Raw genomic sequence first — 26926 nt, 5'->3', positions numbered from 1 at the left:
CGCACTTTAGACGAAGACGATTTCGTCGTCGCCTTGGGCTACGGCTCTCGCGCGCACATCGCGGCAATCGAGCGGTACGGGCTCACGCCTTTTCACCGTGCGAGCTACAAGATCAAATCGCTGCAACCCTCGCTGTTTGATTAATGAAATTTCTTTTGCCGTGATTTGTTTCGCGCTGTTTAGGACGCGCTCGCTCGCTTAAATTTCGACCTCGCACCCCCTGCGTGCATTCGGCACAGAATTTAACTCATCCGCATTGCGCCGCCCGTCGTTGAATTTATTTACCGAAAAATTTTAGAAATCCGCGTCTAAAGGCTTGAAAATATAATGCCCGAAAATATCGCACGGTAATGCAGCGCGTATAAAAGTTAAGTTTGCTTGATAAATGGCGTCAAATATCTTGGGGGGGGGTTATCTTAAATAAAGATAAAATATTGTCGATGTTGTGCTATGCTTTTGGCAAAGAGTAATGAATTTTATGGAAGCGCAAATGAATATAGCGTAAAAATGATGGTATAATTTTTCCAATACTTAAAAAATGAAAGGAGTAAAATGCTATGTCAAGACCGACTACAAAAAATGATTTAATGACTGCCGCCGAGCAAAACTATGAGAAGTTAAATTTACTCATTTCAAAGATGAGCGAAGAGGAGTTAAATACGCCATTTGATTTCTCAAAGGATGAAAAGAAAAAAGAGGCTCATTGGAGAAGAGATAAGAATTTAAAAGATATTTTAATCCATCTCTACGAATGGCATAGGCTTGTTTTGAATTGGGTAAATTTCAACCAAAAGGGAGAAGAAAAACCATTTTTGCCCGAACCGTATAACTGGAAAACTTATAGAGATATGAATGTCGAATTTTGGAAGAAGCACCGAAAGACTTCCCTTGAAGAAGCGGCTAAAATGCTTCATAAATCGCATAAAGATATTTTAGAGTTAGCCGAAACATTTACAAACGAAGAGCTGTTTTCAAAAGATGTATATAAATGGGTCGGGGGCAGCACGCTTGGATCATACTTCGTAAGCGCTGCTTCGAGCCATTATGACTGGGCGATGAAAAAGCTTAAGGCTCATCAGAAAAATTGCAAGTCAAAATAGCGAAAATAGGATAGTGAGGCGCATTTTACAAAAACAAAAGAAATTCTCTCTTCAAAAAATGGAATGAATTTGCGCAGAGCGGGTGTATTTATCGCAGCTAAAGACGTATTTCGCTAAATAATCTTTCATTTAGGTCTCGGCGTTTTGGATTTTGCGCCAAATTTTACCGCCATCGCCGCCTAGCCCAAACCGCAAGCGAAATCAAATTTGTCGTGCGATTTTTACGTAAAATTTTAACGAAACGACTACTTGCGTTTTTAAAATAACGAACAAAAGCCAAACCTCGCAATTAACTCAAATTTACGCTTGCCTCGCCTTAAATTTGAACTTAAGCATCGCAGACTTTCGCATTTGACGGCTCGCCTCCGCTAAAATCCGCAAGCGATTCAAATTTTACAAACTCCTCCGAATTTAAATTTAGCGAGAAAATCAGCTGCGAGACGGAGTCTATCGATCCACCGCCCACAAGTCCGCCTCCGCCAAAAATACGCGATAAATCAAGCCTTGTTTTCGGCGGATTCTCTAAATTTGAGCGCGAGCCAACTGTGCAGCGCTTGACGGTCGGCGAATGCAAATTTAATCCGGCGCAAAATTAGCGGAAATTTAAATCTCGCACTTCGCCGTTTTTACGTCTTTGCGACCAGTGCTTTACTAAATTTACACGCGAAAGCTTTTAAATTTAAAAGACGGCTTAAGATGATGCGACGATTTTACGCCCGCCGCATCGCGATTTTACCGCTTTTATCTAAATTTAAAGCCGCCTTTGGCACATCCACATCACTCCTCAAACAGCCCCTTTTGCGTATCCCCGTCAAATTTAAGCTTAAACACCTCGTAGGCTTTTGCGCTAGCGAGCCTGCCCTTTGCCGTGCGCTCGATGTAGCCGTTAGCGAGCAGATAGGGCTCGATCACGTCCTCGACCGTGCCCTCGTCCTCGCTTAGAGCCGCCGCGATCGTGCTTAGACCCATCGGGCGGCGTTTAGCGGCGAGAAGGATTTCTAGGTACTTGATATCCATCTCGTCAAAGCCGATATCGTTTACGCCAAGCGCGTCCAGAGCCTCTTTGGCGCGAGGTTGCGAGATGATCTCTTCGTCATTTACCTCGGCGAAGTCTCGTATGCGCTTTAGCAGCCGCAGCGCGATCCTGGGCGTAGCGCGCGAGCGAGCGGCGACCTCGAGAGCGGCGGCTTTTTCGCACTCTTTGCCAAGCTTTACCGAGGCGATCTGCACGATACGAGCTAGCTCCTCTCTGGTATAAAACTGCAGCCTAAAATCCATCCCGAACCTATCTCGCAGGGGTGCTGAAATCATACCCGCGCGCGTCGTAGCGCCGATCAGCGTAAATTTAGGCAGGTCGATCTTGATGGTTTGCGCCGCAGGTCCGGAGCCGATGATGATATCTAGGCGAAAGTCCTCCATCGCCGGATACAGCACCTCCTCGATCGCGGGACTCAAGCGGTGTATCTCGTCGATAAACAGCACGTCGCCCTCTTGGAGGTTTGTCAGCACTGCAGCTAGATCGCCGCTTTTTTCTATCATAGGCGCGGCCGTCATCTTGATGCTCACGCCCATTTCGTTTGCGATAATGTGCGCCAGCGTCGTCTTACCAAGGCCCGGCGGCCCGTAGAAAAGCACGTGGTCTAGGCACTCGCCGCGCTTTTTAGCAGCCTTTATAAAGACTCCTAAATTTTGCTTGATCTTTTCTTGTCCGATGTAGTCCTCAAAGCGCGTAGGGCGCAGCGACACCTCAAAATCGTTCTCGAAGCTTATTTTTTCTATTTCGACTATTCTATCCATTTTTTCGGCTCTGTTTTTCGTAAATTTGCTGCATTTTACAAAAATTTGGGTAAGTTTTGGCTTTGGGCCTCGTTTAAAATGGACTCGGCGATTTAGGGCAGATTTGAGCCGTAGAAGTAGGTGCGACAAAATTTTAGCGGATTAAATTTATGTCTCGCTTCTTGCTTTGGTTTGGCGTTTTGCTTATAGCTTGCGTCCGCGCCTCCGCCGGTTTTGCACTAAATCGCATTGATAAATTTATGTCGTGTTTCGCGATTTTTGACGGAAGCACGCATGCTAATTTAAGAAAAGGCCAAAGTCGCCCAAAGATAAGACGCGCTAAATTTGACGCTAAATTTACTCTCCCGTCCGAGGCTCAAAGCCAAAAATCACATAAAAAGTCGCGATCTAACGCTAGCGCCAGTCCGCCAAAACATCCTCGCCGTCGTCTTTAGCGCAAAAAGTTCGGTATTTATAGCCGTGTGATGTCCATGCTATAAATACAACGCCGTCGTTCTCGTACTTTTTGGCACAACCTTTATCATATAGCTCTTTCAGCCTCGGGCTATCCTTTGCGTAAAATTCATAACTCCTCTCGTAGTGCTCTACATAGCTGTAAGTTATGATAACCGCAGGTTCTGTTTTGCTATTTTTATCCGAATTTACGGTAACCTTTACGGAATTTACAGACTCGAGTCTAGCTTGCAACTCTTTAAATTTAGCCGTATCCCAGCCGATAAATTTTAGGCCGTCTTTGATGTCACGACTACTTATTTTCGTCCCGTTATCGTTAGAGCCGATCTCGATATGGCTTGCGCCGTACGCACTTTGGATACTTACGCGCAAATCGGCGGGCAAGTTCTTGCGAGCAAACTCTAGTAAATCTAAAATTTTTTCACGATTTAACTCATAGTTTTGCACTAAAGGGATTTTTTCTATCTCCTTTTGGTCGGGGTAGCCGCCAAAAGTGCAGCAAAGAACCGCTATAAAAAGAACAGTGAACGCAATTAAACAAACAACAACCGTTAAAAGCGGTTTAGGACATTATTTGACTTTTTCATCCACCGTCTCTTGTCTTTTTACGACAAATGCGCCATTTTATCAAAACTCCGCTATCCTCGCCTTTAAAAGCTTGCAGTCGCTATCGTTGCCAAACTTGCAACCCTCTGCCAGAGACTCTAATCTTTCATAAATTTCGACGTTGTTTTCATAGTTTTCAAAGCCAAGCGCCCTGCAGCCGTCGTCGTTGCCGAGCTTACAAGCGCGCGAATAGCCGTCGTAGGCGTCATAAACCGCAAACTCTACGCCCTGAGCGTGCTCATAAACGTAACCAAGGGCATAGCAGCCAAGCGCGTTTTTCATATAGCACGAGGTGTCAAAGGCCTTGCGAGCGCTTGCGAAGTCACGCTCCGTGCCCAGCCCGTCGTGCATCATCCTGCCATAGTTGTAGCAGCCCGCGCCGTCAAATTTCCTGCACGCTTTGGCATATAAATTTATGGATTTTTTGAGATCGTTTCGCGATTCGTAGATGAGACCGAGGTTGTTGCAAGCCGCTTCAGAGCCCAGCTCGCAGCCCTTTTCGTAGAGGCTAAATATTTTATTTTCATCTTTGGCGCCGAAAATTTCCTTGACGTTTAAAAGCGCCAGGTCAAAGCAACCCGTGCCGCTTCCAAGCCCACACGATTTTTCAAAGAAAAGCTCGGCTTTTTCGTAATCTTTCTCGGTCCCAAGCCCGCTAAAATGCATGCTACCCAGCGCCGCGCAGCTCATCGCGTCGCCCTCCTCGCAAAGCGGCGATAAAATCACGTAAGCTGCGTCATAATCGGCGTTTTCGATAGCCTGTCTCGCGGCATCCTCGCGCTTAGAAAATCGCTTCTCATTCTGCGTTTGCTCATTTTGCTCGCCAAGACTATCGACTCCTAGCCCAAAATGCGGATTTGAGGCCATTAGCGCACCAAAAAACGCCGCTAAAACCAATAAAATTTTCAAAATTTTCTCCTCGTTTTTAAAATTTATCGTTTGCGTTTTTGAGGCTACGGCTTTTACTTGCTTACGCGTTTTTGCAGGGGTTTAAATCCGGCTGTATTTACACTTTTCGGATCTTAAGCCATCGGCGTTTACCGCGCGACGCAAACAGCCGCACCGGAGTCTTCGCCTTCGCCGCTAGCTATATAGGTGCGGTTTGCGCGCTAAATTTGATTTTTGTCGCCGACTTAATTTTTGGCTTAAAAAAGCAAAACTAAAATTTATTTAGGCGCTCGGATTGTTTAAATCCGGGCGAATTTATCGAGCAAATTTTACTTATCAAATTAGCTTAGCTCGTATTTTTGCGGGCTTATTTGCGACTTTTGGCATTTATTTTTCGTCTAAATTTGCCTTAAAACGGATAAAATTCGTCGCCGATACCCTCTGCTCGCCTTAAATTTACGACGCAAATTTCGACTTATTAAATTCTATTGCTTTTTTAAATTTCACCGCAAATTTACTCATTTAAATTTACCGTTTCTTAGAGCGTACCGTAAATTTGACTTGCCAAATTTAAAAAACAATGCCACGACATAGGTGCTAAAATTTAACCTCGTTTATAGCAAAGATTTTACGCGCCAAGCAGCTTAAATTAGAGCAAATTTAGCTCATCAAATTTAACGCTTGCGACCTAATCGCCGCCGTTTTCCGAGCGATCAAATTTACCCTGCTAGCCGGATTTGCTCAAAACGAGCTAAATTTTATACTCGAACTCATTGCTTGGAAACGTCTTTTCTCTAACCTCGCGAGCATAAGCTTCAACCGCCGTTCGTACTAAATTTGCGCCGTCAAGGTAGCGCTTGACGAATTTTGGTTTAAACTCGTCAAAAAACCCGAGCATATCGCTCCACACGAGCACCTGTCCGTCTACGTCGGCACCCGCGCCGATACCGATAATAGGCATTTGCACGCTCTTTGCGACCTTTGCCGCAACCGGACTTAGCGTGCCCTCGACCACAGCCGAAAACGCTCCCGCGTGCTCGAGCGCCTGCGCCTCTTCAATGAGGCGCGCTTCATCAGCCTCGCTGCGTCCCTTTACCTTGTAGCCGCCCTCGTTTCGCACAAACTGAGGCATGAGCCCGATGTGAGCCATCACGTTTATGCCCTCGCCCACGAGCCTTTTTACGATAGGAGCGGCTTTTAGACCGCCTTCAAATTTGACCGCGTCCGCGCCCGCTTTGATAAATTTCGTCGCATTTTTTAGTGCGGATCTTTCGTCCTGATAGCTGCCAAAGGGCATATCCGCCACGACAAAAGCGCGCTTTGCACCCTGCAAAACGGCCTTTACGTGATAAAGCGCGTCGCTCATTTTTAGGCTAAGGGTGTCTTTTTTACCGTTAAAGCTCATATTTAGGCTGTCACCCACCAAGATAATATCGACGTAGTCGTCAAAAAGCCGTGCGAAAAGAGCGTCATAAGCCGTAATCATAACGATAGGCCGGACGCCTTTTTTATTAATTATATCATAAACCGTAACTCTTTTATCACTTGTCGGCATAAAATTTCTCCTAAATTTTTGACTTTTTATTTTTAATTTTATCAAAAAAATGTTACAATCGGGACAATAATTTTAAGGACAATAAATGGGAATACTAAGAAGCCTCGAGATAGACTATTCTTACGACATCGTAGAGGAGTTTTTATCACATTACGCCCTTATGTGCGAACTAATGGAGCCTCTCATCATCGGGCTAACCAGAGCTGATAGATATAGCGGCAACATCGACGAGCTCTTTAGAATTTTTCATAATATTAAATCTGCCGCGGGCTTTATGAAGCTCAATCCTATATTAAAATTAACGACTCTGGCGGAGGAAATTTGCGGCGAAGCGAGGGGGCTGAAAGGTCCTGCAAACGACGACTTCGTAGATTGGCTACTTTTGGTGAGTGATCAGTTTGACAGATATAAAAACGATATCGAAAACGATGCGGATTTTTTCGGAGTTTTGGACGCAAATATCGTGAAAATCCCTCAGAAGCTCGACGTTTGACAAAAAATACAAAAAGTATTATAATCCTTTGAAACGAGGCTAAATTTTAGCCTAATTTTTACGGGAGCGACTTGGCTTCGACAGGAGCAGAGCGGTCACGGTGGCACGTCGCTTTGAGCAAAGCGTAAAAAGCTCAAATAAATTTAAACGCAAACAACGTTAATTACGCTCCTGCTTACGCTAAAGCCGCGTAAGTTCAGTTGAGCCTCGCCTAGTTTGAAACTAGCTAAAACGGCGGCGAGTAACCCTAGCTAGCGTAGGTTGGCGGCCCGACGAGCTGCTAGCTGAAATCTTGTCTTAGTCTAAAATAAGGTTTTGGAAAGTGAGCCCTTTTAGATGAAATTTTCACTTTTGCTAAGCGTGTAGAGGCTGCGATCGGTTTGTTTTTGGACAGGGGTTCGATCCCCCTCGCTTCCACCAAGTGTCATTTTCACGAGATTTCAAAAGATTTTACCTTATCATAAATTTATCATACGTTTTCAAAAAAGAAGTATATTTTGAGCACGCAAGATCATCCCCGCTCTTTTTTAAAACGAGAGAAAACAAATATACAAGGCTTTGCAGTTTAATAAGTGCGGTTATCAAATTCGCACAGGCAAGCCGGGTCGAGTAAAACTTTTAAATTTTAATGCAAAATAAACGATGTCGTGAGCAAATCTAATTTTAGATTAACGCAAAATTTGACATTTTCACATATTTTTCAAAATTTACATACAGCAAGTATCGTCAAATTTGAACAAATTTAACCCGATTAAAAAAGCAAATTTGAAGATAAAATTTAAGATTAAAGTATAATAATTCGAAGCTAAATTTTAAAGAGATAGGGGTCTTACCGACCCCGTAGATATTTATTTTATTACAGCCATTTTGCGTCTCATATACGCGATCCTGCTTTGCAGCGGCAGGTGTTTAGGGCAGTTATCCTCGCAGCCTAGCAAAGTCATACAGCCAAACACTCCGTCATCATCGCCGATAAGCTCGTAAAAGTCCTCATCGGTTCGTTTGTCTAGCGCGTCGATTTTAAATCTAGCCACGCGGTTAAGTCCGACCGCACCGATGAAATCAGGCCTCATGATAGCCGTACCGCACGCAGCTACGCAGATACCGCACTCGATGCAGCGGTCGAGCTCAAATACTTCCTGCGCCACTTCAGGTTCGACTTTTTCCTCGAGCTTAGAGATATCGGTCTCGTGATCGGTGTGTATCCAGCTCTCCACGCGCTTACTCATCGCATTCATCCAGTTGCCCGTATCTACGCTTAGGTCTTTTAAAAGCTTAAATACCGGCAAAGGCATAAGCTCGATCACGCCGTTTGGATAGTCTTTGGTTAGCGTGCGGCAAGCAAGCTTTGGCGTACCATTAACTAGCATACCGCAGCTACCGCAGATACCGGCTCGGCAAACGAAGTCAAAACTTAGTTCGGGATCAAATTTTTCCCTAATCACGTTAAGCGCGATAAACAGCGTCATGCCGTCGGTTTCTTCTAGCTCGTAGGTCGCAAAATGCGGCTTTGAAATTTTGCTTAACGGATTATATTTAAATGCTTTTATGGTTATTTTTCTACTCATATCCTATTCCTGCTCTTTCGTTTGGTGCTTTATATTTAGGCTGAAGCTCGTAGTGCATTAGCGCTTCTTGGATTTCGTATCTGCCCTTGCCTTCGGCTTCCATTTTGGCGCGGATCTCATCGACCTGCGCTTGGCGTACGGCGCTGTCCGGGTGCTCGATGATGTTGCCCTTAGCTCCGTATCCGCGGAATGCCGGCGGAATTTCCATTTTCATAATATCAAGCGGCTCATACACGATAGTCGGTAGCGTATCGCCCTCTTTCCAGCTAGTTAGGGTTCTGTTTAGCCAGTTTAGGTCGTCGCGTTTCGGATAGTCCTCGCGGCAGTGCGCTCCGCGGCTCTCAGTGCGATCAAGCGCGCCTTTTGCGATACAAAGGGCTAGTTTTAGCATCTTTGGTACGCGGTAGGCCTCCTCAAGCTCAGGGTTGCCAAATAGTGCCTTGTTTGTGACTTTGACGTCTAAAGATTGTTTATAAAGCTCTTCCAGCTCTTTTACGGCCACGGCAAGACCTTCGCCCGTTCTAAAGATCGCTACGTGCTCCCACATAATGTCTTTCATCTTGTTTTTGATCTCAAATACGTTAAATTTGCCCTCTTTTTCGACCAGGCTCTTTAGATAGTCTTCCTCTTTTTTAACGAATTTTTCGATGTCGTTGGTATTTATCTCGATCTCGTGGCTACCGCAGTAGTCGGCAAAATAATCGCCCACGATCATGCCTGCGACGACAGTTTCCGAAACGGAGTTGCCGCCCAGGCGGTTAAATCCGTGCATATCCCAGCATGCAGCCTCGCCGGCGCTAAATAGGCCCGCCAGCGTCGGGCTCTCGCCTGTAGGCTTAGTCTTGATGCCGCCCATAGAGTAGTGCTGCATAGGTAGGATCGGCGCCCAGCCTTTACCGCGCTGTCGTCCGTTCTCGTCGGTATATACTTCGGTATCGGCTGGGTCGATGCCGTTAAAGATTTCGCAAATTTCTTGAACGTCACGTAAATTTTTCTCGATGTGCTCGCGCCCTAGGATCGAGATATCCAGCCAAACGTGATATCCGTATGGGCTAGGCACGCCTTTACCCGCGCGGATATGCTCCATAATGCGGCGACTTACGACGTCGCGGCTAGCTAGTTCTTTTTTCTCAGGCTCGTAGTCAGGCATAAAGCGGTATCCGTCCACGTCGCGTAAAATTCCGCCGTCGCCGCGGCAACCCTCGGTTAGCAAGATACCGCTCGGAACGATCGGAGTCGGGTGAAACTGCACCGCTTCCATATTTCCTAGTTGTGCAACTCCCGTCTCAAGAGCGATGGCCGCGCCGATACCTTCGCAAACTACAGCATTTGTGGTGTGTTTATAAACCCTGCCGTAGCCGCCTGTGGCGATCAGCGTGCCTTTTGCGACGTATGCGGTGATCTCGCCGCTAACCAGATCGCGAACGATCGCACCGTAACAGCGGTTGTTTGCGTGGATTAGCGCGATAGCTTCTTTTCTGTCGTGGATTTCGACGTTGTGCTTTAGAGCTTCGTTGGCCACGGCAAAAAGCATCGTGTGACCCGTAGCATCCGCCGTAAAGCAGGTTCTCCATTTTTTAGTTCCGCCAAAGTCGCGAGAGTGGATGAGTCCGTGAACCTCATCTTTTTCTACGATAGTCGTTTTTTGAGCGTTGATGATAGCGCTTCTTTCGCCTCGCGTAATCCTGGTCCAAGGCACGCCCCAAGCCGCTAGCTCGCGAATCGCTTTAGGAGCCGTTTGACAAAACATCCTAGCAACCTCTTGATCGCAGCCCCAGTCGCTACCTTTTACGGTGTCGGCAAAGTGTACGTCCTCGTTGTCGCCTTCGCTCATTTTTGAATTTCCCAAAGAGGCCTGCATACCGCCTTGCGCAGCTGCAGAGTGCGAGCGTTTAACCGGGATTAAGCTTAAAACTACCGTGCTTAGCCCTTTTTCTCCGGCAGCGACGGCCGCTCTAAGACCCGCCAGTCCGCCTCCGATAACTAATGCGTCATAATATTTTACGTTCATTTTTAATTTCCTTTATCCTAGTGACCTGCGACTTCGTAGCTGATCCACACGAAATCAGAGATTAGCGCGATAATCGCAAGCACTCCGAAAACAGCGAATATAATCGTTTTGGCTTTATTTCTTTTCGCCAGCATCTCCTCTTTATTCACGCCGTCGATGCTCACCCATTTTACGTATAGGCGATACATCCCGACGCCCGCATGAACAACCATAAATACAAGCAGCGCAAAGTAGAAAATCTCTAAGCGATGAAAAGCCATGATAGATTTATCCGCAGTGACATGTCCGCCAAATATTATATCCACCAAGTGCGCGCTAGCAGCAAAAAATAGTGCGAAACCGGTCAAGAACTGAAACCACCAAAGCGTAGTATCAAGATGCTTCATGCGGTCTTTGTGGCCTCTAAACATAATGTATTGTCTGTAGTTTGCAGGAAATTTTCTCATCGCCAAAAACGCGTGAGTGATAAATATCGCAAATATCACGGCCGCGATAGCGTTTGTTATCCACCATGTAGCCTCGCCAAATAAAAATTTAGCCTCGGCAAAACCCACAACGGCGTTAAATGCGCCCTTACCGAACAAAATGGTAGAGGTAAATACCATATGACACAAAATAAAACAGGCAAGAATCAGTCCCGTTATACTTTGCCATCTGTCCCAAACGGCAGGGGTACGACTTTTTTTCGTATCCGCTTGCCTACCCAAGAAGCCCTCGATTAGCCCACTCATGAGCCCTCCTATAAATTTGAAATGAATTATCATAACTTAAAAAAAAATTAAATTATGCTATTAAAAATACAGCTTAATAATATCGTAAAATACTTTAAAAACATTTTAAATTTTTACATATTTTTTACTTAATATAATATAAACACAAATCCCAAATAAAAACATAGCAAAGGATAAAATTTGCCCCATAGAAAAATTTAAAAAGACAAAGCCTATTCCCGTGTCGGGCTCGCGGAAAAATTCGCAAATAAATCTAGCAAAAGTATAAAGTATGGCGTAAAGCGCGATGAGCTCGCCGTCAAATTTTTTAAATTTTCTATAAACAAAAATAATGACAAAAACTACTAGCCCCTCTAAAACGGCTTCGTAAATTTGCGACGGATGACGCATCTGTCCCGCGACGTTGATCGCCCATGAGACGTCCGTGATACGACCGAACAACTCTTGGTTTAAAAAATTTCCTATACGACCGAAAAAATATCCAAGCGGAATGCTAAGCGCGACGAGGTCCAAAAGCCGCCACAAATTTTGCTTAAATTTACGGCAAAAGGCCCACGTCGCTATCAAAAACCCGACCACCGCGCCGTGATAGCTCATACCGCGAATACCGACGAATTCGCCGTTATGAAAGGGATTAAAAATCTGCCAAGGATACGCGAGATAGTAGCTCGTATTTGGATCGTAAATAACGATATAGCCGAGCCTCGCGCCCAGTATCACGCCGATTTCCACCCAAAAGAAATAATTATCAAGCAGCGAATTTGAAATTTGCATATTATCGCGCTTGACGATAAATTTAGCCATGCCGAGCGCCACGAGTAGCGCTAGGACGTACATTATCCCGTACCAGTGCACTTTTATGCCAAATAGCTCAAACGCGACGGGGTCGAAATTTAGATAAAAATCGTTCCACCAACTCATCTAGGCACGACTTTGACTTTTAGCGTATTTTCGATGCCGCTCGCAAAATCCTCGAAAAGATACCCCATCGCGCGGTAAAATTTACTTTTCGCTTCGTTTTGCAGGACGGGGGCCAGCCTTTTAGCGTAGGGCAGCAGATACGAGCTTAGCAAAACGCCCAAAATTTCCTTCGTCTGTTCGTCTTGTTTTAGCTCGACGACGGAGGAGAAAAATGAAAGCTCATTTGTTACGCTATCAAGCGCGCTGACATTTAAATTCGGGCTAAATTTGCATTTTTTATAAAAGCCCTCGAGCTGCGCCTTATCGCCCTCGAAAAAGAACTCCGCGTTAAAATATTTTTTCAAATTTGCGAAGTCCTTTGCGATCTCTTCGATGCTTTCGCCTTTTATCGACTCCTCATATAGCGCGCGCCCTTTGGCGTTTGCTTCGCTATCGTTTGTTATTATCCATTTCGGATTTTTATTTAGCTCGCTAAAAAGCTTCGCACTCGGCGGCAGAGCGAAATTTAGCGCAAATATCCTTGCGATCACGGCATAAAATTTACCCAAATTCATCATTTTCCTTATTTTAATTTTTGTACAATTTTACAAAATTTAGGCTAAATTTTAGATTTGCTTAAATCGTAATCTGATCGAATTTAACACGACCGTGACCGAGCTAAAGCACATCGCCGCAGCCCCGTAAACGGGCGTGAGCATGAGTCCTAACGGCGCCAAAACTCCCGCAGCGACGGGGATACAAACGGCGTTATAAACAAACGCCCAAAACAAATTTTGCCTTATCGTTTTCATCGTCTCTTTGGCCAAATTTATCGTAGCTACCGCGCTTTTTAGGTCGTTTTTTACCAGCACTACGTCGCCGGCCTCTTTTGCGATGTCCGCGCCGCTACTCATCGCGATGCCGGCATTTGCTTGTTTTAGCGGTGCGGCGTCGTTGATACCGTCGCCGACAAACAGCACTCCGCCCTCTTCTTGCAGGCGTTTTATGGTTTCAAATTTTTCATTAGGCAACATATCGGCAAAGACCTTCTCTACGCCTAGCTTACCCGCCACGTTTTTAGCGGTGAAGGCGTTATCTCCGGTTAGCATTACGGGCGTTACGCCGGCCTCTTTTAGGCTTTGCATAGCCTGCGCGGCGTCCTCTTTTACCGTGTCGCTAAGCGCTATAAATCCTACGTAAATTTTATCCACGGCCGCTAGCACTACGCCATTTCCTTCGTTTTGCGCTTTGGCGATTTGCTCTTTAGCCTGCGCGCTTATCTCTACGCCAAGCTCGCTTAAAAAGGCCTCGTTGCCCGCTATCACGCTATCGTCCTCGCTCTTTACGCCGCGTCCGGCGATATTTTCAAAGCCCTTTTCATCGCCTAAAATTTTTAGCCCGAGCTCGTTTGCGTATCTAACGATCGCGGCCGATATCGGATGTGAGCTTTTGGCCTCTAGCGCGGCGATTTTGGCTAAATTTTCATCGTTTATATCGGTAAAATTTACCGAAATTTCGCCCTTGGTTAGCGTTCCGGTTTTATCAAATACCGCGTATTTCACGCTGCCAAGAACCTCCAAGACTTCGGGATTTTTGATCAGGATTCCGTTTTTAGCGCCCAGAGATAGCGAGGAGACGATAGCTATCGGGGTAGCGAGCCCCAGCGCGCAAGGACACGAGATAATGAGCACGCAAACCGCGCTTAGCACGCCTTGTAGCGCATTTCCCGTAAGCGCAAACCACGCGCAAAACGTAACGACGGCGATAGCTATCACGCTAGGCACGAAGATATTTGCCACGCGGTCGGCAAAGCGGCTGATGGGCATCTTTTTGCTCGACGCGTCGCTTAAGAGCTCTAAAATTTGCGACAAAAGCGTTTGATTAGCGAGTTTAGTAACCTTTACGTTGATGTAGCCGTTTAAATTTATCGTTCCGGCATTGACCTCGTCGCCTTGTTTTTTATAGACGGGCAGGCTCTCGCCCGTTAGCATCGAGGCGTCGATCTCTGCGCCGCCGTTTATCACAACCCCGTCGCAAGGCACCGCGTAGCCGCTCTTTACGACCGTGATATCGCCTATTTTTAGGCTTGCGGCATCCACTTCCAGCGCGCTGCCGTCTTTTTGTAGCACGAGGGCGGTCTTTGGCGACATATCCATAAGCGATTTTATATAATCGCCAGCGCGGGCTTTTGAGCGCTCTTCTAAAAATTTACCCAGCAGCACGAAAGCCGTTATCATCGCCGCGCCGGAGACGTAGAGGTAGCGCATATTTTCAGGCAGGCGCTCGCCCGCGACAAAAACGCCCAGCGAATACGCAAACGCCGTGCTAGTGCCCAGCGCTACGAGTACATTCATATCGAAATTTTTATTTTTCAGCGCGCCGTAAGCATGGATGAAAAAGCCCCGTCCGCACGTAGTTATCGCGATAAAGGCAAGCGCTAGCATGATGGCTGATTTTGCGGTGCTTGGCTGCTCGCTCATCTCAAGCGCCATAATAACCGCGCTAATAGCGGCGGCGGCTAGGAAATTTCGGCGTAAATTTAAAATATGTTTCTCGCGCTTGGCTTCAAATTCCGCCAAATCCTTTGCTACGCCGTAGCCTAGCTTTTTTATTTTTTCTTCTATCGCGGCTTGCACTTCGGCGTTTTCGACAATAAATTCGCCCGAGCCGTTTGCGAAGCTGACCTTGGCATCGAGCACGCCCGCGATCTTTTTGGTTACGCGCTCGATGGCGTTTGAGCAGTTTACGCAGGTCATACCGGCGATGTTTAGTTTGATATTTTGCATCAAATTTTCTCTATGACGCTAAAGCCCAAATCATCCAGCTCCTCTTTAAATTTCGCCTCGTCTTTACCGTCTAAATTTACGCTCACGACCCTTGGTTCTACGCCAAGATCTACCTTTATCTCGCCGTAATCACCCTCAAGAGCGTTTTTTATGGTATTTGCACAGTTTTCGCAGTGGATATTAGCAACCTTAAATTTAGTCATTTTATCTCCTTTATCATATGGTAGTATTTGTGAGAATTTATGATCATTTCGCAGTCGGTCTCAAAGCCCAAACGCTCGTAAAAAGCCATTGTTTTAGGCTTTTTTTCATCGACGATGAGGGCTACTTTCTTGATATTTCGCTTGGAGGCTAGAGTAAAGATAAATTTGATCAGCTCTTTTGCGATGCCTCGTCCGCGAAATCTCTCGTCCACGGCAAGACTATCGATATATAGCTCGTCCGCAAAGCACTCCGTCTGCGGAAATTCGCTTAAACCGAGCGTTTGCAAATGCGACCTGATGGGCTCATCCAGCATCCGGGTCTCGCCTCCGTCGTAAGCGCAAATCGCACCCGCGATCTCGCCGTCAAATTTGAAAACAAAAACATTGTTGTAGCTGAGGCGGTTTATCTCGCTTCTAAAAAATTTATGCAAAATTTCATCGCTCTTAACGGGGTCGCTCACGCCGCTAAGCGTAAAAGCGATGTCCTCCATAGCTAAATTTAACAACTCTATACAACGCGTTGCATCGTCTTTTCGGGCATTTAAAATCATACGCGGATTATAGGACTTAAAGCTAAATTTTTTGCTAATACGCTCAAAACCTCGCGTTTTTAAAAAAAATGCAAAATTTTTTTAGATATAATTGCGAAAAAATTTTAAAGGAACAAAATGGGACGAGCGTTTGAATATAGGCGCGCCGCGAAGGAAGCGCGCTGGGACAAGATGAGCAAGGTTTTTCCAAAACTCGCCAAAGCCATAACCGTGGCGGCTAAAGAGGGCGGCACAGAGCCCGATATGAACCCGAAGCTTCGCGCCGCGATAGCAGCGGCCAAGGCGCAAAATATGCCAAAAGATAACATTGACGCGGCGATAAAACGCGCCAGCGGCAAGGATAGCGCGGATATCAAGACTATCTTTTACGACGGCAAGGGCGCTCACGGCGTGCAGATCATCGTCGAGTGCGCTACCGACAACCCGACTCGCACGGTCGCAAACGTCAAGGCGATATTTAGCAAAAACGGCGGCGAAATTTTGCCTAGCGGAAGCTTAAATTTTATGTTCGCCAGAAAGAGCGTTTTCGAGCTTGAGATGCCCGCAAAGGAGCTTGACGAGATCGAGCTAGAGCTCATCGACTTCGGTCTAACCGAGATCGAGGAAGAAGACGGCGTGCTTTATATCTACGGAGATTACGCGAGCTTCGGCACGCTAAGCGAAGGTATCGAAAAACTGGGTCTAGAGGCTAAAAAAGCCAGCCTGCAATACATCGCAAATTCGCCCGTGAGCCTAAACGAAGAGCAAATGAGCGAGGTAGAAAAGCTACTCGATAAGCTCGAAGACGACGACGACGTGCAAGCGGTTTATACAAATATAGAATAGATTCGGCAGCCCGTATGCTCTCTTGCGCGAGTCAAATTTAGCGGCGCGGCTATTTGGCTTAAATTTGATTCGCACTCGTTTTTAAGAGGTGCGAACCCGTGAAATTTAGGCTAAATTTAAAGAAATTCGCCGCACGGCGCGATACCGAAAAAGCGCAAAATATAAATTTAAGGAATAAAATGAAAAACGACGAACTAAAAATCTACGACATCGACGAGGCCGAGCTTGCCAAGCTCAAATTTGCCGTTATCCGCACCGAAAAAGGCGATATGAAGCTTGAGCTCTACGGCGACGAAGCTCCGCAAACGGTGATCAATTTCGCCAGACTAGCCAAAAGCGGCTTTTACGACGGGCTAAATTTCCACCGCGTGATCCCCAATTTCGTGATCCAGGGCGGCTGCCCGGACGGCACGGGCACCGGAGGTCCCGGCTGGCGCATAAAATGCGAGTGCGTAGGTCAAAAGCACAAGCACAAACGCGGAGCGCTATCTATGGCGCACGCGGGTCGCGATACGGGCGGTAGCCAGTTTTTCGTCTGTCACAGCGCGCAACCGCACCTTGACGGCGTGCATACGGTGTTTGGACAGATCACGGACGAGCAGAGCTTAAAGACGCTAGATAGCGTCAGGCAAGGCGACAAGATAAACTCGGTCGAAATTTTAGAGAGTCTGTAAGCAAAGCCTGCGCGGCGGCTTGAAATTTGACGAGGGCCGCCGTAGTTTTACTCTTTTCTCTAATATTTTTTGTTAAAATCGCTTTTTAATAAATTTTAAAGGATGTTTCTTGAATCCAAGCGTTTCAAACGCGGTAAAACCGCAAAAACCTTTTCTCGTTAGAATGCTTACCAGCCTCGCGTTTTGGGTGGTTTTGGGCATCGTCGCAGGCGTCGCCGTAGGCATGCTCTTTCCAAATCTCGGCATTGCTAGCAAGCCCGGTATCGACTACTTTATCAAAGCCTTAAAGGCGCTCATCGGACCGATTATCTTTCTCACGATAGTCTCGGGTATCATCGGACTTGAGAGTATGAAAGATCTGGGCACCATCGGACTTAAGGGCTTTATTTATTTCGAAGTCGTTAGCACCTTGGCGCTTGCCGTGGGCATAATCTTTGGCGAGACGCTAAAGCCCGGCCACGATATGCACCTTGACTACACGCAGCTTGACGCCTCTAGCGTAGAAAAATTTACGAGCCAAGCCTCAAATATAGACGCAAATAGTGGAGTTTTAGCGCATACGCTTCATATTTTGCGCGGCGCGGTACCGGTTGACGGCATTTTCCCTTATGTGCATCTGCTTGATCCGTTTATCAAATCAAACACGCTTCAGGTGCTATTTATGGCGATCGTGACGGCCGTCGCGATTTCGTTTTTAAAGCACGATCATAAAAAGAAAATCCTAAAACCGCTTGAAATCGTTCAACACTGGGTGCTAAAGCTGCTTACGATTTTGATGCTATTTAGCCCCGTCGCGGCATTTTCCGCGATGGCGTTTTTGATCGGTAAATTCGGCATCAACTCGCTTTTAGGTATGCTTGAGCTGCTTTTCATTATGGCGTTTGCGAGCTTATTTTTTATTTTTGTGGTTTTGGGCACGATTTGTTATTTTGCTAAGGTCAATATCTTTAAATTTATGCGCTTCATCGCAAAAGAGGTTTTGGTCGTATTTGCGACGAGCTCCTCGGAGACCGCGCTAGCCCCGCTTATGCAAAAGCTCGAAGCCGCAGGCATCCACAGGGGCGCAGTCGGGCTCATCATACCGACGGGATATTCATTTAACCTTGACTGCACAAATATCTACCTCTCGCTTAGCGTCATCTTCCTAGCCCAAGCTTTCGGTATCCCGTTAAGCATAGAGCATCTGATACAAATCCTTATCATTTTGATGGTAACGAGCAAGGGCGCGGTGGGCGTCACGGGCTCGGGATTTATCATACTTGCGGGTACTTTGGCCGCGCTTCCAAGCGCCGGTATCCCGGTAGTCACCGTTGCGGTGCTGCTTGGCGTGGATAAATTTATGTCCGAGATGCGCGCGGTCGGAAACCTCTGCGGCAACGCCGTAGGCTGCCTAGTCATCTCGATCTGGGATAAAAAAGTGGATATGGAGAAATTCCGCTATGCGCTTGATCACCCGGACGAGTTTCATTTTCATTCGTAAATTTATATACGTAAAATTTAACTACAAGGGCGGCGAGTTTAGCAAATTCGTCGCCTGATCATTCGCAAAAATCAAATAAATTTACATCGGAGTAATTAAAAAAGCGGCTTTTGCGCTCATAGACGCGGCGATCTTAGTGGCAAGCAAACGTAATCATGCCGCAAAAGACTGCCAAAGCGACAATGCCGCAAACCGCACAGACCCGGGATACGCGTATCATTACGCCAAAGGCGTAAAAACAAGCCGCCGAGCCGTATCTTAAGGCCTGCGATATGAAAACGCGGTCGGCTGCTTAAATCCGGGAACCATACACGAAAGTGCGGAAAATATCAAAACAGCCAAAAAATCATACCTAAAGGTATGCAGCTCCGAAAACGGCTTTGGCTACTCAAATCTTGGGAGTTTATACAAAAAAGACGCAAAAGCTATACTTTAAGGCCTGCAACAAAGGCGCAAAAAATCGGCCGCTTTAATAATCGTTTCATACGAAGAAAGCAAATACGAGATCAAGATAAAAAACAGCCGCAAACTACTCCTACAAAACCCGCGATACGGGTTTGCGCCAGGCTGCGACGAATAAGTAAGGACGTTAAATTTACGACGGGCGAGCCGTTTGCGGATACGGTGCTTGTTTAAAATTTACGAGTCAAATTTGCGCTTTTTAGCGAATTTTACGGCTCGACCGGGTCCTTAAGCGTTAAATTTGACGCACGAATCTTACAAAAATATGATTTTTATCCCATTATACGGCAAATTCGGTGCGCAAAAACGCAAGCGACGCGTAAATCAAGCCGCGCGCAAAAGCTGAATTTAATAAGTCCGCTCGCATATTTGCCGCAATCTTTCGCGGTTTTAAGACTGCAACTTGCGATTTTGAGCGGGCGAGTCGCGATCTAAATTTACCGAATTCGTCCGCTTGGCCTGTGTCGTAGATTTTAAAAGCGCCGCAAATTTTACTCACAGCCGAAATCTTAAATTCGACTGCATAAAACCATAATAAATTTAACGAACCGTGCCGGTTGCTGATACGTAAAATCGGTAAATCAAGCCTCCGTGCCGCAAAAGCCGTCAAGGCGTCAAAAGCCGGTTGCCGTAAGCGCCGTCAAAACGCGAATTTTACGCGCCAAGCTCGGCGGACGCATCATCAAAGCCTGGATCTTTACGCTTATCGGATTTTCAAATTTAAAAACGCAAAAAACAAAATTTAAACTCGCAAATTCGCACAAAAACCAAGCCGCGCCGCCAAACAAGCCAAAGTCATACGATAAAATCGCCACGCCGATTGACCGATCAAAACTAAAATTCGTATTTAAACCCGGCTATCCTGCCCTTATCGTCAAATTTGATCAAAAGCTCTTTTTCGAATTTAGCTACGATCTCGTCTTTGCCTTTCTTAAAAAATCCGCCCTTTTCGATCTTTTCATCAAATTTGACTCCGTTAAATTCCAAAAAGCTTTTGATGAAAATTTTATGATCGACGTCGTGATTTTGTATGCAGCCGCTTGCGATTTTAACAAACTCGTGCGCGCCAAGAGACTCAAAAAGAGAGGTCGGCGCATCGGTGATCGCCACAAATGCGCAGCCGTTATCGTGCCTGCAACCGTAGTAGCATAAATTTTCGCCCACCGCTCCGCACGCGGCGATAGATAGCGTATGTCCGTTAAAGGTTTCATCTAGCTCAAAGCTCGGTTCGCTAAAAGCCTGCAAGCCCCACTCCAGCCCTGCGCGCAACACCTCCGCCGAAAACCGCGTCGCCTCCTCGCCGAAGTTATTTACGTTCGCGTGTCCCCACAGCCACGTGCCGCTCACGTTTGACTCGCTGCCGATAAACCGGATCTTATAAATTTGATCGCCGAAAGCTATCTCGCATCGCTCAAAATCCACGTTCCAGTCGAGGTTGCCGACGATATCCGCAAATCTGTTTTGCACGATCGCCATCTTGCCCAGCGTCGCCGAAAACACCTGATGAAAGTCTGAAAAATCGCTTACGTAGCGTAAATTTCGCATTTTTGCTCCTTTAAATTTAGTTTGAGAATTATACCGTTTAAATTTTAAACTTTCTAAAAAATATTAAACTTTTATTTTAAGCTTAATTAAAAGATAGTATAATTTCATAAATTTTATCTCAAATTTAGGAGCGAACATGGACATAGTCGAGAGATTTTTGCGCTACACGAAGATCAACACTACGACGAACCGCGAAGCGGGCGCGGCGGGCATCATGCCTTCAAACCCTACCGAGCACGATCTGGCAAAGCTGATAGAAAGCGAGTTAAAGGAGCTCGGCCTGCAAAATATAAAAAGGCGAGAAAACACCATAACTACGGCCGTTTTACCGTCAAATTCCGCTAAAAAGCTGCCCTCCGTGGCATTTTTTGCGCACCTTGATACGAGCGCGGAGCAAAAAAACGACACGAAAGCGCAAATCGTGCGCTACGAAGGCGGCGACGTCACGCTAAACAAAGAGCTAGGCATAACGCTCAAACTTAGCGAATTTCCCGAGCTTGCTAACTACGTCGGAGACGATCTCATCGTAACGGACGGCACCAGCTTGCTAGGCGCGGATGACAAGGCAGCGATCGCCGCCATCGTAAATGCCGCGCAGTTTTTCATACAAAACCCGCAAATAGAGCACGGCGACGTGACGTTTGGCTTTTTGCCCGACGAGGAGCAAGGCCTGCGCGGGGCCAAGGCGCTTGATATCTCAGAGATCAAGGCCGACTTTGCCTACTGTCTTGATTGTTGCGGCATAGGCGAGCTGATTTATCAAAACTGGAATGCCGGCGACGCGGTCGTGACCTTCATCGGGCAGTCCGCGCACCCGATGAACGCCAAGGGCAAGCTCGTAAATTCATTGCTACTCGCGCACAAATTTATCTCAATGCTACCGGGCGGCGAAGCACCCGAATACACCGACGGCGTCGAGGGCTACTACTGGGTGAAGGAGCTATCTGGCAACAGCGCAAAGACCGTGCTAAAGCTCGACGTTCGTGAATTTAACGAGGCAAAATACGCGCAGCGCATGGCGTTTTTACAGGATCTTTCCGACTCGTTTGCTAAAATTTACGGCGCGCACAGAATTCAAATCAGCCTAAAAGACCGCTACAAAAACGTATTTAACTACCTCGAGGGCGGCGAAAACAGCCTGCCCGTCGTCGCGGCAAAGCAGGCCTACGCTCGCCTAAACATAGAACCCAAAGTCATCCCGATGCGAGGCGGCTACGACGGCGCGGTCATCTCGGAAAAGGGCGTACCGTGTCCGAATCTCTTTACCGGCGCGCACAACTTTCACTCCATCTACGAGTACCTGCCGGTAAAATCGCTACGCGCGGCCAGCAACGTCGTCTGCGAGATCGTAAAAATCATAGCAGAGAAATAAACCGGATCAAATTTGAGGGCGAATTCGCTCTCAAATTTGCAAGTTACAGCCGCGATAATTTTATTCGGTTTGCTTGGACTTGCGGCGGCGTTTCATCTACTTGCCCGCTAAAAGGCCCGGCGCTTAAAATTTAGAGTCGTAGCGTTTTGTGTTCCGCGGCGAGCCTAAAGGGGTTATCGCGGCGGCAAATTTATCTTGCTAGGCAAACCGACCTCCCCTTTTGCGACTATCTTTACGGGCTTAAATTTTACGTCGAATTTGAAAAAATTTAAGATTACTTTTAGCCTCGGCAGGCCGCGTAAGAAAAAAGACCAAATTTTGCACGCTTAAACCAAACCAAAGGGTCGAACTTGCAAAATTTCCGCTCGCGCTGAAGCTTCTAGCCGCCTTTTATCTTATGTCCCGAGACCCGACTCTTGATGACGCTACTTAAAATCCGCATCAAATTTAGCCCTTCTCTCGTAAGCGATTTGACTCGCAAATTTGACGAAACCGCTCAAATTTACGCTCGCTTTGCGTAAAAATAAGAAATAAATTTCAAATAAGGCAAATTTAATGAAAACGATATTTACGCTAATCGCGGCTGAGGTTTTACTAGCCGACGCCGATATAAACGCGCCGCAAATGGAATGCGACAAAGGCGGAGGCGCAAGCTGCTACGAGCTTGGCGTCTTGTACGATAGCACCAGGGAAGGAGCCGCGCGGGACTATCAAAAGGCGGCCGAGCTCTACTCAAAGGCTTGCAAATCGGTAGCTGCGGGCTGCTCAAATTTGGGCTTTTATACGACACCGAAAACGGCGTAGTGCAGAACCGCAAAAAGCCGCCCGGCTTTACGCCAAAGCCTGCGATGCGGGTGATGAGGCGGGCTGCCAAAATCCAGGCTTTGCCTACGCGAACGGACGCGGCGCCAAGCAAGACTACGCAAAAGCCTGCGAATTTACGCCAAAGCGTGCGGTGCGGGTAACGGCGGCGGATGCTAAATCTATACGCGCAAGAACAAAGCGTCAAAGAGGATAAAATGCGGCCGAAAAATAGCGTGCGATATGAAGCTCGAGCCAACCTACGACCGCTACGAAGAGTTTATCGCAAGAAGGCGCTGAGCTCGGTGCGGCAAAATTTAACGCGGTAAATTAAAAGGCGATTGCCGAGGATAAATTTCTTGTCTGTTTTGGCTTTTAGATTTTTGCGGCGACGCCCGAATTCGCCGCCTTGCTGCCGACAAATTTCGTTCAAATTTAAGCTCGCTTTACGTAAATAAAGGCAGTCAAAGAATAACCTGAAAATTTTGCGATGCGAAAATTTCGGCATAATGGGGCACATATGAAAAGTTAAGCGGGCCGGTTTTAAATTCGGCAGCAGTTTGATCGCCGCAAAATCGGCAAGAAAAATCGGCCAAGAGCGAGGTTTTAAATTTAACTTGTTTTTAAAAATTTGCCGTATGGATTGCGTCAAATTTGCCGCCCTTATCAAATTTAATCCGCAAATTTTAAAATAATTCGCTTGTTTTTAAAAATTTGCCGTATGGATTGCGTCAAATTTGCCGCCCTTATCAAATTTAATCCGCAAATTTTAAAATAATTCGCGCGTAAATTTATGCCGTCGAAATTTGGCTCCGCTATAAAAATTTAGACTCTCTTTGACTTAATCTCACACAAAGGCGTATCAAGTTACGATAAAAACTATGTTCTTGAAAAGTAACGAGCGTAGCGAAGTAGGGTTTAGATACAATAACAGTAAAGATGCAAAAACAAGCGAAGCGCTCACGAAGTGGTGTTTGTATAAAAGAGCTCTATCATATTGTGCTAAAATTGATAAGAGGTCTTGTAAGTAGCAACGCAAGTCGCAGCTAAAAATCCGATTAAGTTTAATTGAGCCGAATTTAAATCGCAAAACAAAAACCGTCTAAAATTAAACCCGAGAAATATTTGCAAAGTCGCGAAAAACCGTGCGGTTAAAAACGGCTTAAATTTACATAAAAACCGCACAAACCAAACGATCCCGGCAGTTTATGCCTCATATCGCAAAGCAAATCGGCAAGCGTAGCCCAAAAATAAAAAGTCGGCAAGGCGCCGACTTTATCAAATTTAGCTCCGTAAATTTAGAGCATAAAAAACGCTATCACGCACACGGCTATTGCCATCGCCGGAGCCGTTCGCTTAGCTATCTCGACCGGACTAACCATCGCTAAACCCGCGCACACGATCGCAGCGCCCGCGATAGGAGATGATGAGCGTCCTAGCGCGCCTGAAATCGCAGCCGCCATACCTAGCTTGCTTTGCTCGAAACCAAGTTCGGACGCATGAACGGTAATGGCCTGGTTAAACGCCATCGTAGCCGCGTCGCCCGAGCCGGTGACGGTGCCCATAACGTACGGCACGAAAGTACCGCCGTAGCGCACGAACTCTTGAGAGTGTTTTAACCACTCGGTGACCGCGTCGATCGCTCCGCACGCTTTTAGACCCGCGACGAAAACGCCCGCCGCGATGATGATACCCATAACCTCGGCGTAGGCGCTGCCCATACCGTTAAAAAACTCTTTAGTGATCTTTTCCGGGCTCGTCCAAGTGATAAAAACGGCGATGATAGCGCCAAGGATCATAGCCTCGGCAACGCCCATTTTCGTCCAGGCCAGCCAGGAGATTTTATTTAGCCCGGTGCCGCCGATAACGAGGATAACCAGCGGGATGAGCGGAGCGATAGCGAAAAGTAAATTTACCTTTATCTGCGTTGCTTCACCTGCGCTGTTACTTGATTTTATAGAGAAATCCTGCCCTTTTTGATAATCTTTAAAGATGATCGCTATAATGCTAAGCACGATCAAAACGATGATACCTGCGGCGACGGCATTTGGAAACTGCACGCCGATGACGTCTTGGACGGTGAAGGCTTCGTTGCTCTTTTTGACCATATCGGTCACGAAGATATTATGCGCGGAGCCGGGGCTAAGCACCCCGCCAAACGTACCCGCAAACACCGCCGCTCCCGCCATAGCAGGACGGATGCCCGAAGCCATCAAAAGCGGTATCATCGTAGCCCCGACCGCAGCCGAGCAGCCCGCGGCCGACGGTATCGCGATGTTGATAAAATAAGTAAGCACGAATGTAGCGGGAATAAGGAAAAATCCGATATTTTTCATCGGTTTTGTGAGCAACAAAACCAGGTGCTGGTCGCACTTAGTCACCTTCATAACGTAGGCAAAACCCATGCTGGCGCAAATAGCCTTGATAAGGCCGGCCGAGGTCATCGACTTCGTAAAGCTCTCAAGCGCTCCGAGCGGGTTTAGGCAGATGACGCACAGCACGAGCCCCACGCCGATGAGAACGGTTTTGGTCTCCCCCTTTTTGACCAATAAAAACACGACGGCGATCAAGCCTATGACCGCACAGATTAGCTTAGCAGTAGCCATTTTGTCCCCTTTCGTTTTGTTTTATATTTGTTTTTAAATTTCACTTAAATTTTGCGCTTTTTAGCTTTTTAGGCACCCAATTCGAGTGAAATTAAACTGTTTTATTTATTTTTAAATTCGTCGTCGATTTAGATCATATTTATCTTTATCCGCCTCATTATCCCGAGTCAAATTTCGCAAAAAACGTCGGCAAAGCTTTAAATTTACGCGGGTTTTAGCCGCCGCTCCAAATAAATTTTAGCTTTGGCGTTTAAAATCAACCTAAAATTTAACGCTTCAGACCGAATCTCGCTTTGGCGTTTTTGGCATTAAATTTAAAATTTAAGGCAAATTCGTCTTGCGATTTTTATGATTTTTTCAGCAAGATCGCGCTCTAAATTCGAAATTTTAGCCTTTTTGTAAATTTCAGACTTACCTTACCGTTTTGTTTGTCGCAAATTTTTGGGTGCGATTTGGATGAAATCCAAACAAAATTTCGTCGAATTTCGCTAAATCGCGACGATTATTTTAAAGAACGTTTTTACTAAAAATTTTTAAGCTTAACTTACTATCTTTTGGCTCCCTCGTTAAGACTAAAATTTAATCCCTAAACTTAAAATTTAAGCCGAATTTTGTTAAATTTTAGTCGTAAAACGGAGCCGAAAAGCAATTAAAACTTAAAGCTCTCGCCGACCTTGATAAGCTCGGTTTCTTTTTGATACGCCATTTTTAAGACGGGGCTGTTTTCCATACCCATCACGGTTGCATTTTCGCCCTTTATCCTTAGAGCCGTACCTTCAGGCAGCGCGTAGATCAGGCTTTTTTGATTTACTATCAAAAACTCCTCCAGCCTCTCCTCCCTGCTTTCGCCGTTGTGTCCGGCGATCTTGCCGCTGATAAAATGCGGATTTATCTGATGCGGGAAGATATTTAACGCGTCAAAGCTTTTTGGCATGATGATAGGCATATCGTTTGTCGTCATCATCGTGCTTCCGGCAACATTTGCGCCCGCGCTCCAACCAAAATACGGCACACCCGCCTCCACTCTTTGCTTAATCGCTTCAACTAAATCAAATTTATAAAGATAGTAAAGCAGCGCAAAGGTGTTTCCGCCGCCGATGCAGACGGCTTTAGCCTCGGCTACTGCGCGCTTTGGATCGCTAAATTTATGGATGGATGCGATATTTTTGTATTCTAGACAGTCGATGACCTTTTGCTCGTACCCGTCGTTCGTGCGGCGAACTCCGGCGTATGGGATAAAAAGTACCTGCTCGTCCCAAACTCCGCACTCTTTTAAAAACTCGTACACCCAGTTTTTACAATGCCTAAGATAGCCGGTATCCTTGTAGCTTGAGCTGCTTAAAAGCAAGGCTTGTTTCATAAAATCCTCCTAAATTTACAAATTTTATTTTCTCGAAACTCAAATAATGTAATTTAAAATATAAAAATAATATAAAAATTTTTTTTAAATAAAAACTTTAAAACTATATGCTAATAGAGCTTAAAAACCGATAAAAAGTGATAATATTATGAGCTAAAA

At 46.2% G+C, this 26926-nt stretch carries 24 protein-coding genes and 1 other RNA gene; 9 read left to right on the top strand and 16 right to left on the bottom strand.

Translation table 11 applies throughout. The features are described from left to right. The first annotated feature begins 557 nt into the window (after positions 1–557). A complete protein-coding gene (locus CRECT_RS03200) occupies positions 558–1100 on the top strand; it encodes a ClbS/DfsB family four-helix bundle protein (RefSeq protein ID WP_002944395.1) in 543 nt (180 codons plus the stop codon). 328 nt (positions 1101–1428) lie between these two features. Here the strand turns inward: CRECT_RS03200 and CRECT_RS03195 are convergent, their stop codons facing one another. The 5 genes from CRECT_RS03195 to panB all read right to left on the bottom strand — a co-directional run bounded on the left by CRECT_RS03195 (position 1429) and on the right by panB (position 6399). Next, the gene (locus CRECT_RS03195; protein ID WP_002944393.1) at positions 1429–1674 is read right to left on the bottom strand and encodes a hypothetical protein; all 246 of its coding nucleotides are present in this window, start codon (positions 1672–1674) and stop codon (positions 1429–1431) included. A gap of 203 nt (positions 1675–1877) precedes the next feature. After that, a complete protein-coding gene (ruvB, locus tag CRECT_RS03190; RefSeq protein WP_039887998.1) occupies positions 1878–2897 on the bottom strand; it encodes a Holliday junction branch migration DNA helicase RuvB in 1020 nt (339 codons plus the stop codon). Positions 2898–3290: 393 nt separating this feature from the next. Next, positions 3291–3797: a hypothetical protein gene (locus tag CRECT_RS03185; protein ID WP_002944323.1), complete on the bottom strand. Its 507-nt coding sequence runs from the start codon at positions 3795–3797 to the stop codon at positions 3291–3293. 180 nt (positions 3798–3977) lie between these two features. Continuing rightward, positions 3978–4865: a tetratricopeptide repeat protein gene (locus CRECT_RS03180; protein ID WP_002944381.1), complete on the bottom strand. Its 888-nt coding sequence runs from the start codon at positions 4863–4865 to the stop codon at positions 3978–3980. 730 nt (positions 4866–5595) lie between these two features. Next, entirely contained in the window at positions 5596–6399 is an 804-nt protein-coding gene (gene panB / locus CRECT_RS03175) for a 3-methyl-2-oxobutanoate hydroxymethyltransferase (RefSeq protein WP_039887996.1), read from the bottom strand. 85 nt (positions 6400–6484) lie between these two features. Between panB and CRECT_RS03170 the strand changes: the two genes are divergently transcribed. Both CRECT_RS03170 and ssrA read left to right on the top strand, forming a co-directional pair. After that, positions 6485–6892: an Hpt domain-containing protein gene (locus CRECT_RS03170; protein ID WP_002944486.1), complete on the top strand. Its 408-nt coding sequence runs from the start codon at positions 6485–6487 to the stop codon at positions 6890–6892. A gap of 62 nt (positions 6893–6954) precedes the next feature. Next, positions 6955–7312, top strand: a transfer-messenger RNA (tmRNA) gene (gene ssrA / locus CRECT_RS03165). A gap of 428 nt (positions 7313–7740) precedes the next feature. Here ssrA and CRECT_RS03160 read toward each other — a convergent pair. From CRECT_RS03160 to CRECT_RS03125, 8 genes are all read right to left on the bottom strand, one after another. Further along, a complete protein-coding gene (locus CRECT_RS03160; protein WP_002944348.1) occupies positions 7741–8460 on the bottom strand; it encodes a fumarate reductase iron-sulfur subunit in 720 nt (239 codons plus the stop codon). Continuing rightward, on the bottom strand, positions 8453–10471 hold the full coding sequence (locus tag CRECT_RS03155; RefSeq protein WP_002944368.1) for a fumarate reductase flavoprotein subunit: 2019 nt from the start codon (positions 10469–10471) through the stop codon (positions 8453–8455). Before CRECT_RS03155 ends, CRECT_RS03160 begins: the two co-directional genes overlap by 8 nt. A gap of 17 nt (positions 10472–10488) precedes the next feature. Further along, positions 10489–11202, bottom strand: coding sequence for a fumarate reductase cytochrome b subunit (locus CRECT_RS03150; RefSeq protein ID WP_002944499.1), 714 nt, complete (start codon positions 11200–11202; stop codon positions 10489–10491). Between the two features lie 105 nt (positions 11203–11307). Continuing rightward, positions 11308–12123 carry a prolipoprotein diacylglyceryl transferase gene (gene lgt / locus CRECT_RS03145; RefSeq protein ID WP_002944380.1) on the bottom strand — a complete coding sequence of 272 codons (816 nt, stop codon included), beginning with the start codon at positions 12121–12123 and terminating at the stop codon, positions 11308–11310. Beyond that, complete coding sequence (locus CRECT_RS03140; protein ID WP_002944407.1) at positions 12120–12677, bottom strand: hypothetical protein; 558 nt, start codon at positions 12675–12677, stop codon at positions 12120–12122. Before CRECT_RS03140 ends, lgt begins: the two co-directional genes overlap by 4 nt. Positions 12678–12728: 51 nt before the next feature. After that, positions 12729–14888, bottom strand: a complete 2160-nt coding sequence (locus tag CRECT_RS03135) for a heavy metal translocating P-type ATPase (RefSeq protein WP_081451654.1) — start codon at positions 14886–14888, stop codon at positions 12729–12731. After that, the gene (locus CRECT_RS03130) at positions 14888–15091 is read right to left on the bottom strand and encodes a heavy-metal-associated domain-containing protein (RefSeq protein WP_002944419.1); all 204 of its coding nucleotides are present in this window, start codon (positions 15089–15091) and stop codon (positions 14888–14890) included. The genes CRECT_RS03135 and CRECT_RS03130 overlap by 1 nt, the downstream gene beginning before the upstream one ends. Then, positions 15088–15597, bottom strand: a complete 510-nt coding sequence (locus tag CRECT_RS03125) for a GNAT family N-acetyltransferase (RefSeq protein WP_002944400.1) — start codon at positions 15595–15597, stop codon at positions 15088–15090. The genes CRECT_RS03130 and CRECT_RS03125 overlap by 4 nt, the downstream gene beginning before the upstream one ends. 162 nt (positions 15598–15759) lie before the next feature. Here CRECT_RS03125 and CRECT_RS03120 point away from each other — a divergent pair, with 162 nt between their 5' ends. The 3 genes from CRECT_RS03120 to CRECT_RS03110 all read left to right on the top strand — a co-directional run bounded on the left by CRECT_RS03120 (position 15760) and on the right by CRECT_RS03110 (position 18621). Next, entirely contained in the window at positions 15760–16467 is a 708-nt protein-coding gene (locus CRECT_RS03120; protein WP_002944507.1) for a YebC/PmpR family DNA-binding transcriptional regulator, read from the top strand. A gap of 179 nt (positions 16468–16646) precedes the next feature. Beyond that, on the top strand, positions 16647–17141 hold the full coding sequence (locus CRECT_RS03115) for a peptidylprolyl isomerase (protein ID WP_039888015.1): 495 nt from the start codon (positions 16647–16649) through the stop codon (positions 17139–17141). A gap of 109 nt (positions 17142–17250) precedes the next feature. After that, positions 17251–18621, top strand: coding sequence for a cation:dicarboxylate symporter family transporter (locus tag CRECT_RS03110; protein WP_002944454.1), 1371 nt, complete (start codon positions 17251–17253; stop codon positions 18619–18621). Between the two features lie 1296 nt (positions 18622–19917). On the opposite strand, the gene CRECT_RS03105 is transcribed toward CRECT_RS03110, so the two are convergent. Next, the gene (locus tag CRECT_RS03105; protein ID WP_002944501.1) at positions 19918–20628 is read right to left on the bottom strand and encodes a DUF6882 domain-containing protein; all 711 of its coding nucleotides are present in this window, start codon (positions 20626–20628) and stop codon (positions 19918–19920) included. Positions 20629–20764: 136 nt separating this feature from the next. Between CRECT_RS03105 and pepT the strand changes: the two genes are divergently transcribed. The 3 genes from pepT (at position 20765) to CRECT_RS03090 (ending at position 22965) form a co-directional block, all read left to right on the top strand. Next, positions 20765–22000, top strand: a complete 1236-nt coding sequence (gene pepT, locus CRECT_RS03100; RefSeq protein ID WP_002944426.1) for a peptidase T — start codon at positions 20765–20767, stop codon at positions 21998–22000. 555 nt (positions 22001–22555) lie between these two features. Further along, positions 22556–22804, top strand: a complete 249-nt coding sequence (locus CRECT_RS03095) for an SEL1-like repeat protein (protein WP_050771482.1) — start codon at positions 22556–22558, stop codon at positions 22802–22804. Continuing rightward, complete coding sequence (locus CRECT_RS03090; protein ID WP_002944423.1) at positions 22804–22965, top strand: hypothetical protein; 162 nt, start codon at positions 22804–22806, stop codon at positions 22963–22965. Before CRECT_RS03095 ends, CRECT_RS03090 begins: the two co-directional genes overlap by 1 nt. A 1134-nt stretch (positions 22966–24099) precedes the next feature. Here the strand turns inward: CRECT_RS03090 and dcuC are convergent. Both dcuC and pepE read right to left on the bottom strand, forming a co-directional pair. Continuing rightward, entirely contained in the window at positions 24100–25407 is a 1308-nt protein-coding gene (gene dcuC, locus CRECT_RS03085) for a C4-dicarboxylate transporter DcuC (RefSeq protein WP_002944361.1), read from the bottom strand. Between the two features lie 649 nt (positions 25408–26056). Then, entirely contained in the window at positions 26057–26767 is a 711-nt protein-coding gene (pepE, locus tag CRECT_RS03080) for a dipeptidase PepE (RefSeq protein WP_002944452.1), read from the bottom strand. Positions 26768–26926 lie beyond the last annotated feature (159 nt).

It is taken from the genome of Campylobacter rectus, assembly GCF_004803795.1.
Classification (GTDB): Bacteria; Campylobacterota; Campylobacteria; order Campylobacterales; family Campylobacteraceae; genus Campylobacter_A; species Campylobacter_A rectus.
The sequence above is the reverse complement of the archived record's forward strand: the minus strand, read 5'-3'. Positions and strand labels throughout refer to the sequence as shown.

Coding starts and splice junctions, on each gene's coding strand:
- CRECT_RS03095 (WP_050771482.1), top strand. CDS start 22,556: ATGAAAACGATATTTACGCTAATCGCGGCTGAGGTTTTACTAGCCGAC.
- CRECT_RS03150 (WP_002944499.1), bottom strand. CDS start 11,202: ATGAGTGGGCTAATCGAGGGCTTCTTGGGTAGGCAAGCGGATACGAAA.
- CRECT_RS03120 (WP_002944507.1), top strand. CDS start 15,760: ATGGGACGAGCGTTTGAATATAGGCGCGCCGCGAAGGAAGCGCGCTGG.
- CRECT_RS03155 (WP_002944368.1), bottom strand. CDS start 10,471: ATGAACGTAAAATATTATGACGCATTAGTTATCGGAGGCGGACTGGCG.
- pepT (WP_002944426.1), top strand. CDS start 20,765: ATGGACATAGTCGAGAGATTTTTGCGCTACACGAAGATCAACACTACG.
- CRECT_RS03105 (WP_002944501.1), bottom strand. CDS start 20,628: ATGCGAAATTTACGCTACGTAAGCGATTTTTCAGACTTTCATCAGGTG.
- CRECT_RS03160 (WP_002944348.1), bottom strand. CDS start 8,460: ATGAGTAGAAAAATAACCATAAAAGCATTTAAATATAATCCGTTAAGC.
- CRECT_RS03200 (WP_002944395.1), top strand. CDS start 558: ATGTCAAGACCGACTACAAAAAATGATTTAATGACTGCCGCCGAGCAA.
- panB (WP_039887996.1), bottom strand. CDS start 6,399: ATGCCGACAAGTGATAAAAGAGTTACGGTTTATGATATAATTAATAAA.
- CRECT_RS03130 (WP_002944419.1), bottom strand. CDS start 15,091: ATGACTAAATTTAAGGTTGCTAATATCCACTGCGAAAACTGTGCAAAT.
- dcuC (WP_002944361.1), bottom strand. CDS start 25,407: ATGGCTACTGCTAAGCTAATCTGTGCGGTCATAGGCTTGATCGCCGTC.
- ruvB (WP_039887998.1), bottom strand. CDS start 2,897: ATGGATAGAATAGTCGAAATAGAAAAAATAAGCTTCGAGAACGATTTT.
- CRECT_RS03115 (WP_039888015.1), top strand. CDS start 16,647: ATGAAAAACGACGAACTAAAAATCTACGACATCGACGAGGCCGAGCTT.
- CRECT_RS03170 (WP_002944486.1), top strand. CDS start 6,485: ATGGGAATACTAAGAAGCCTCGAGATAGACTATTCTTACGACATCGTA.
- CRECT_RS03135 (WP_081451654.1), bottom strand. CDS start 14,888: ATGCAAAATATCAAACTAAACATCGCCGGTATGACCTGCGTAAACTGC.
- pepE (WP_002944452.1), bottom strand. CDS start 26,767: ATGAAACAAGCCTTGCTTTTAAGCAGCTCAAGCTACAAGGATACCGGC.
- CRECT_RS03140 (WP_002944407.1), bottom strand. CDS start 12,677: ATGAATTTGGGTAAATTTTATGCCGTGATCGCAAGGATATTTGCGCTA.
- lgt (WP_002944380.1), bottom strand. CDS start 12,123: ATGAGTTGGTGGAACGATTTTTATCTAAATTTCGACCCCGTCGCGTTT.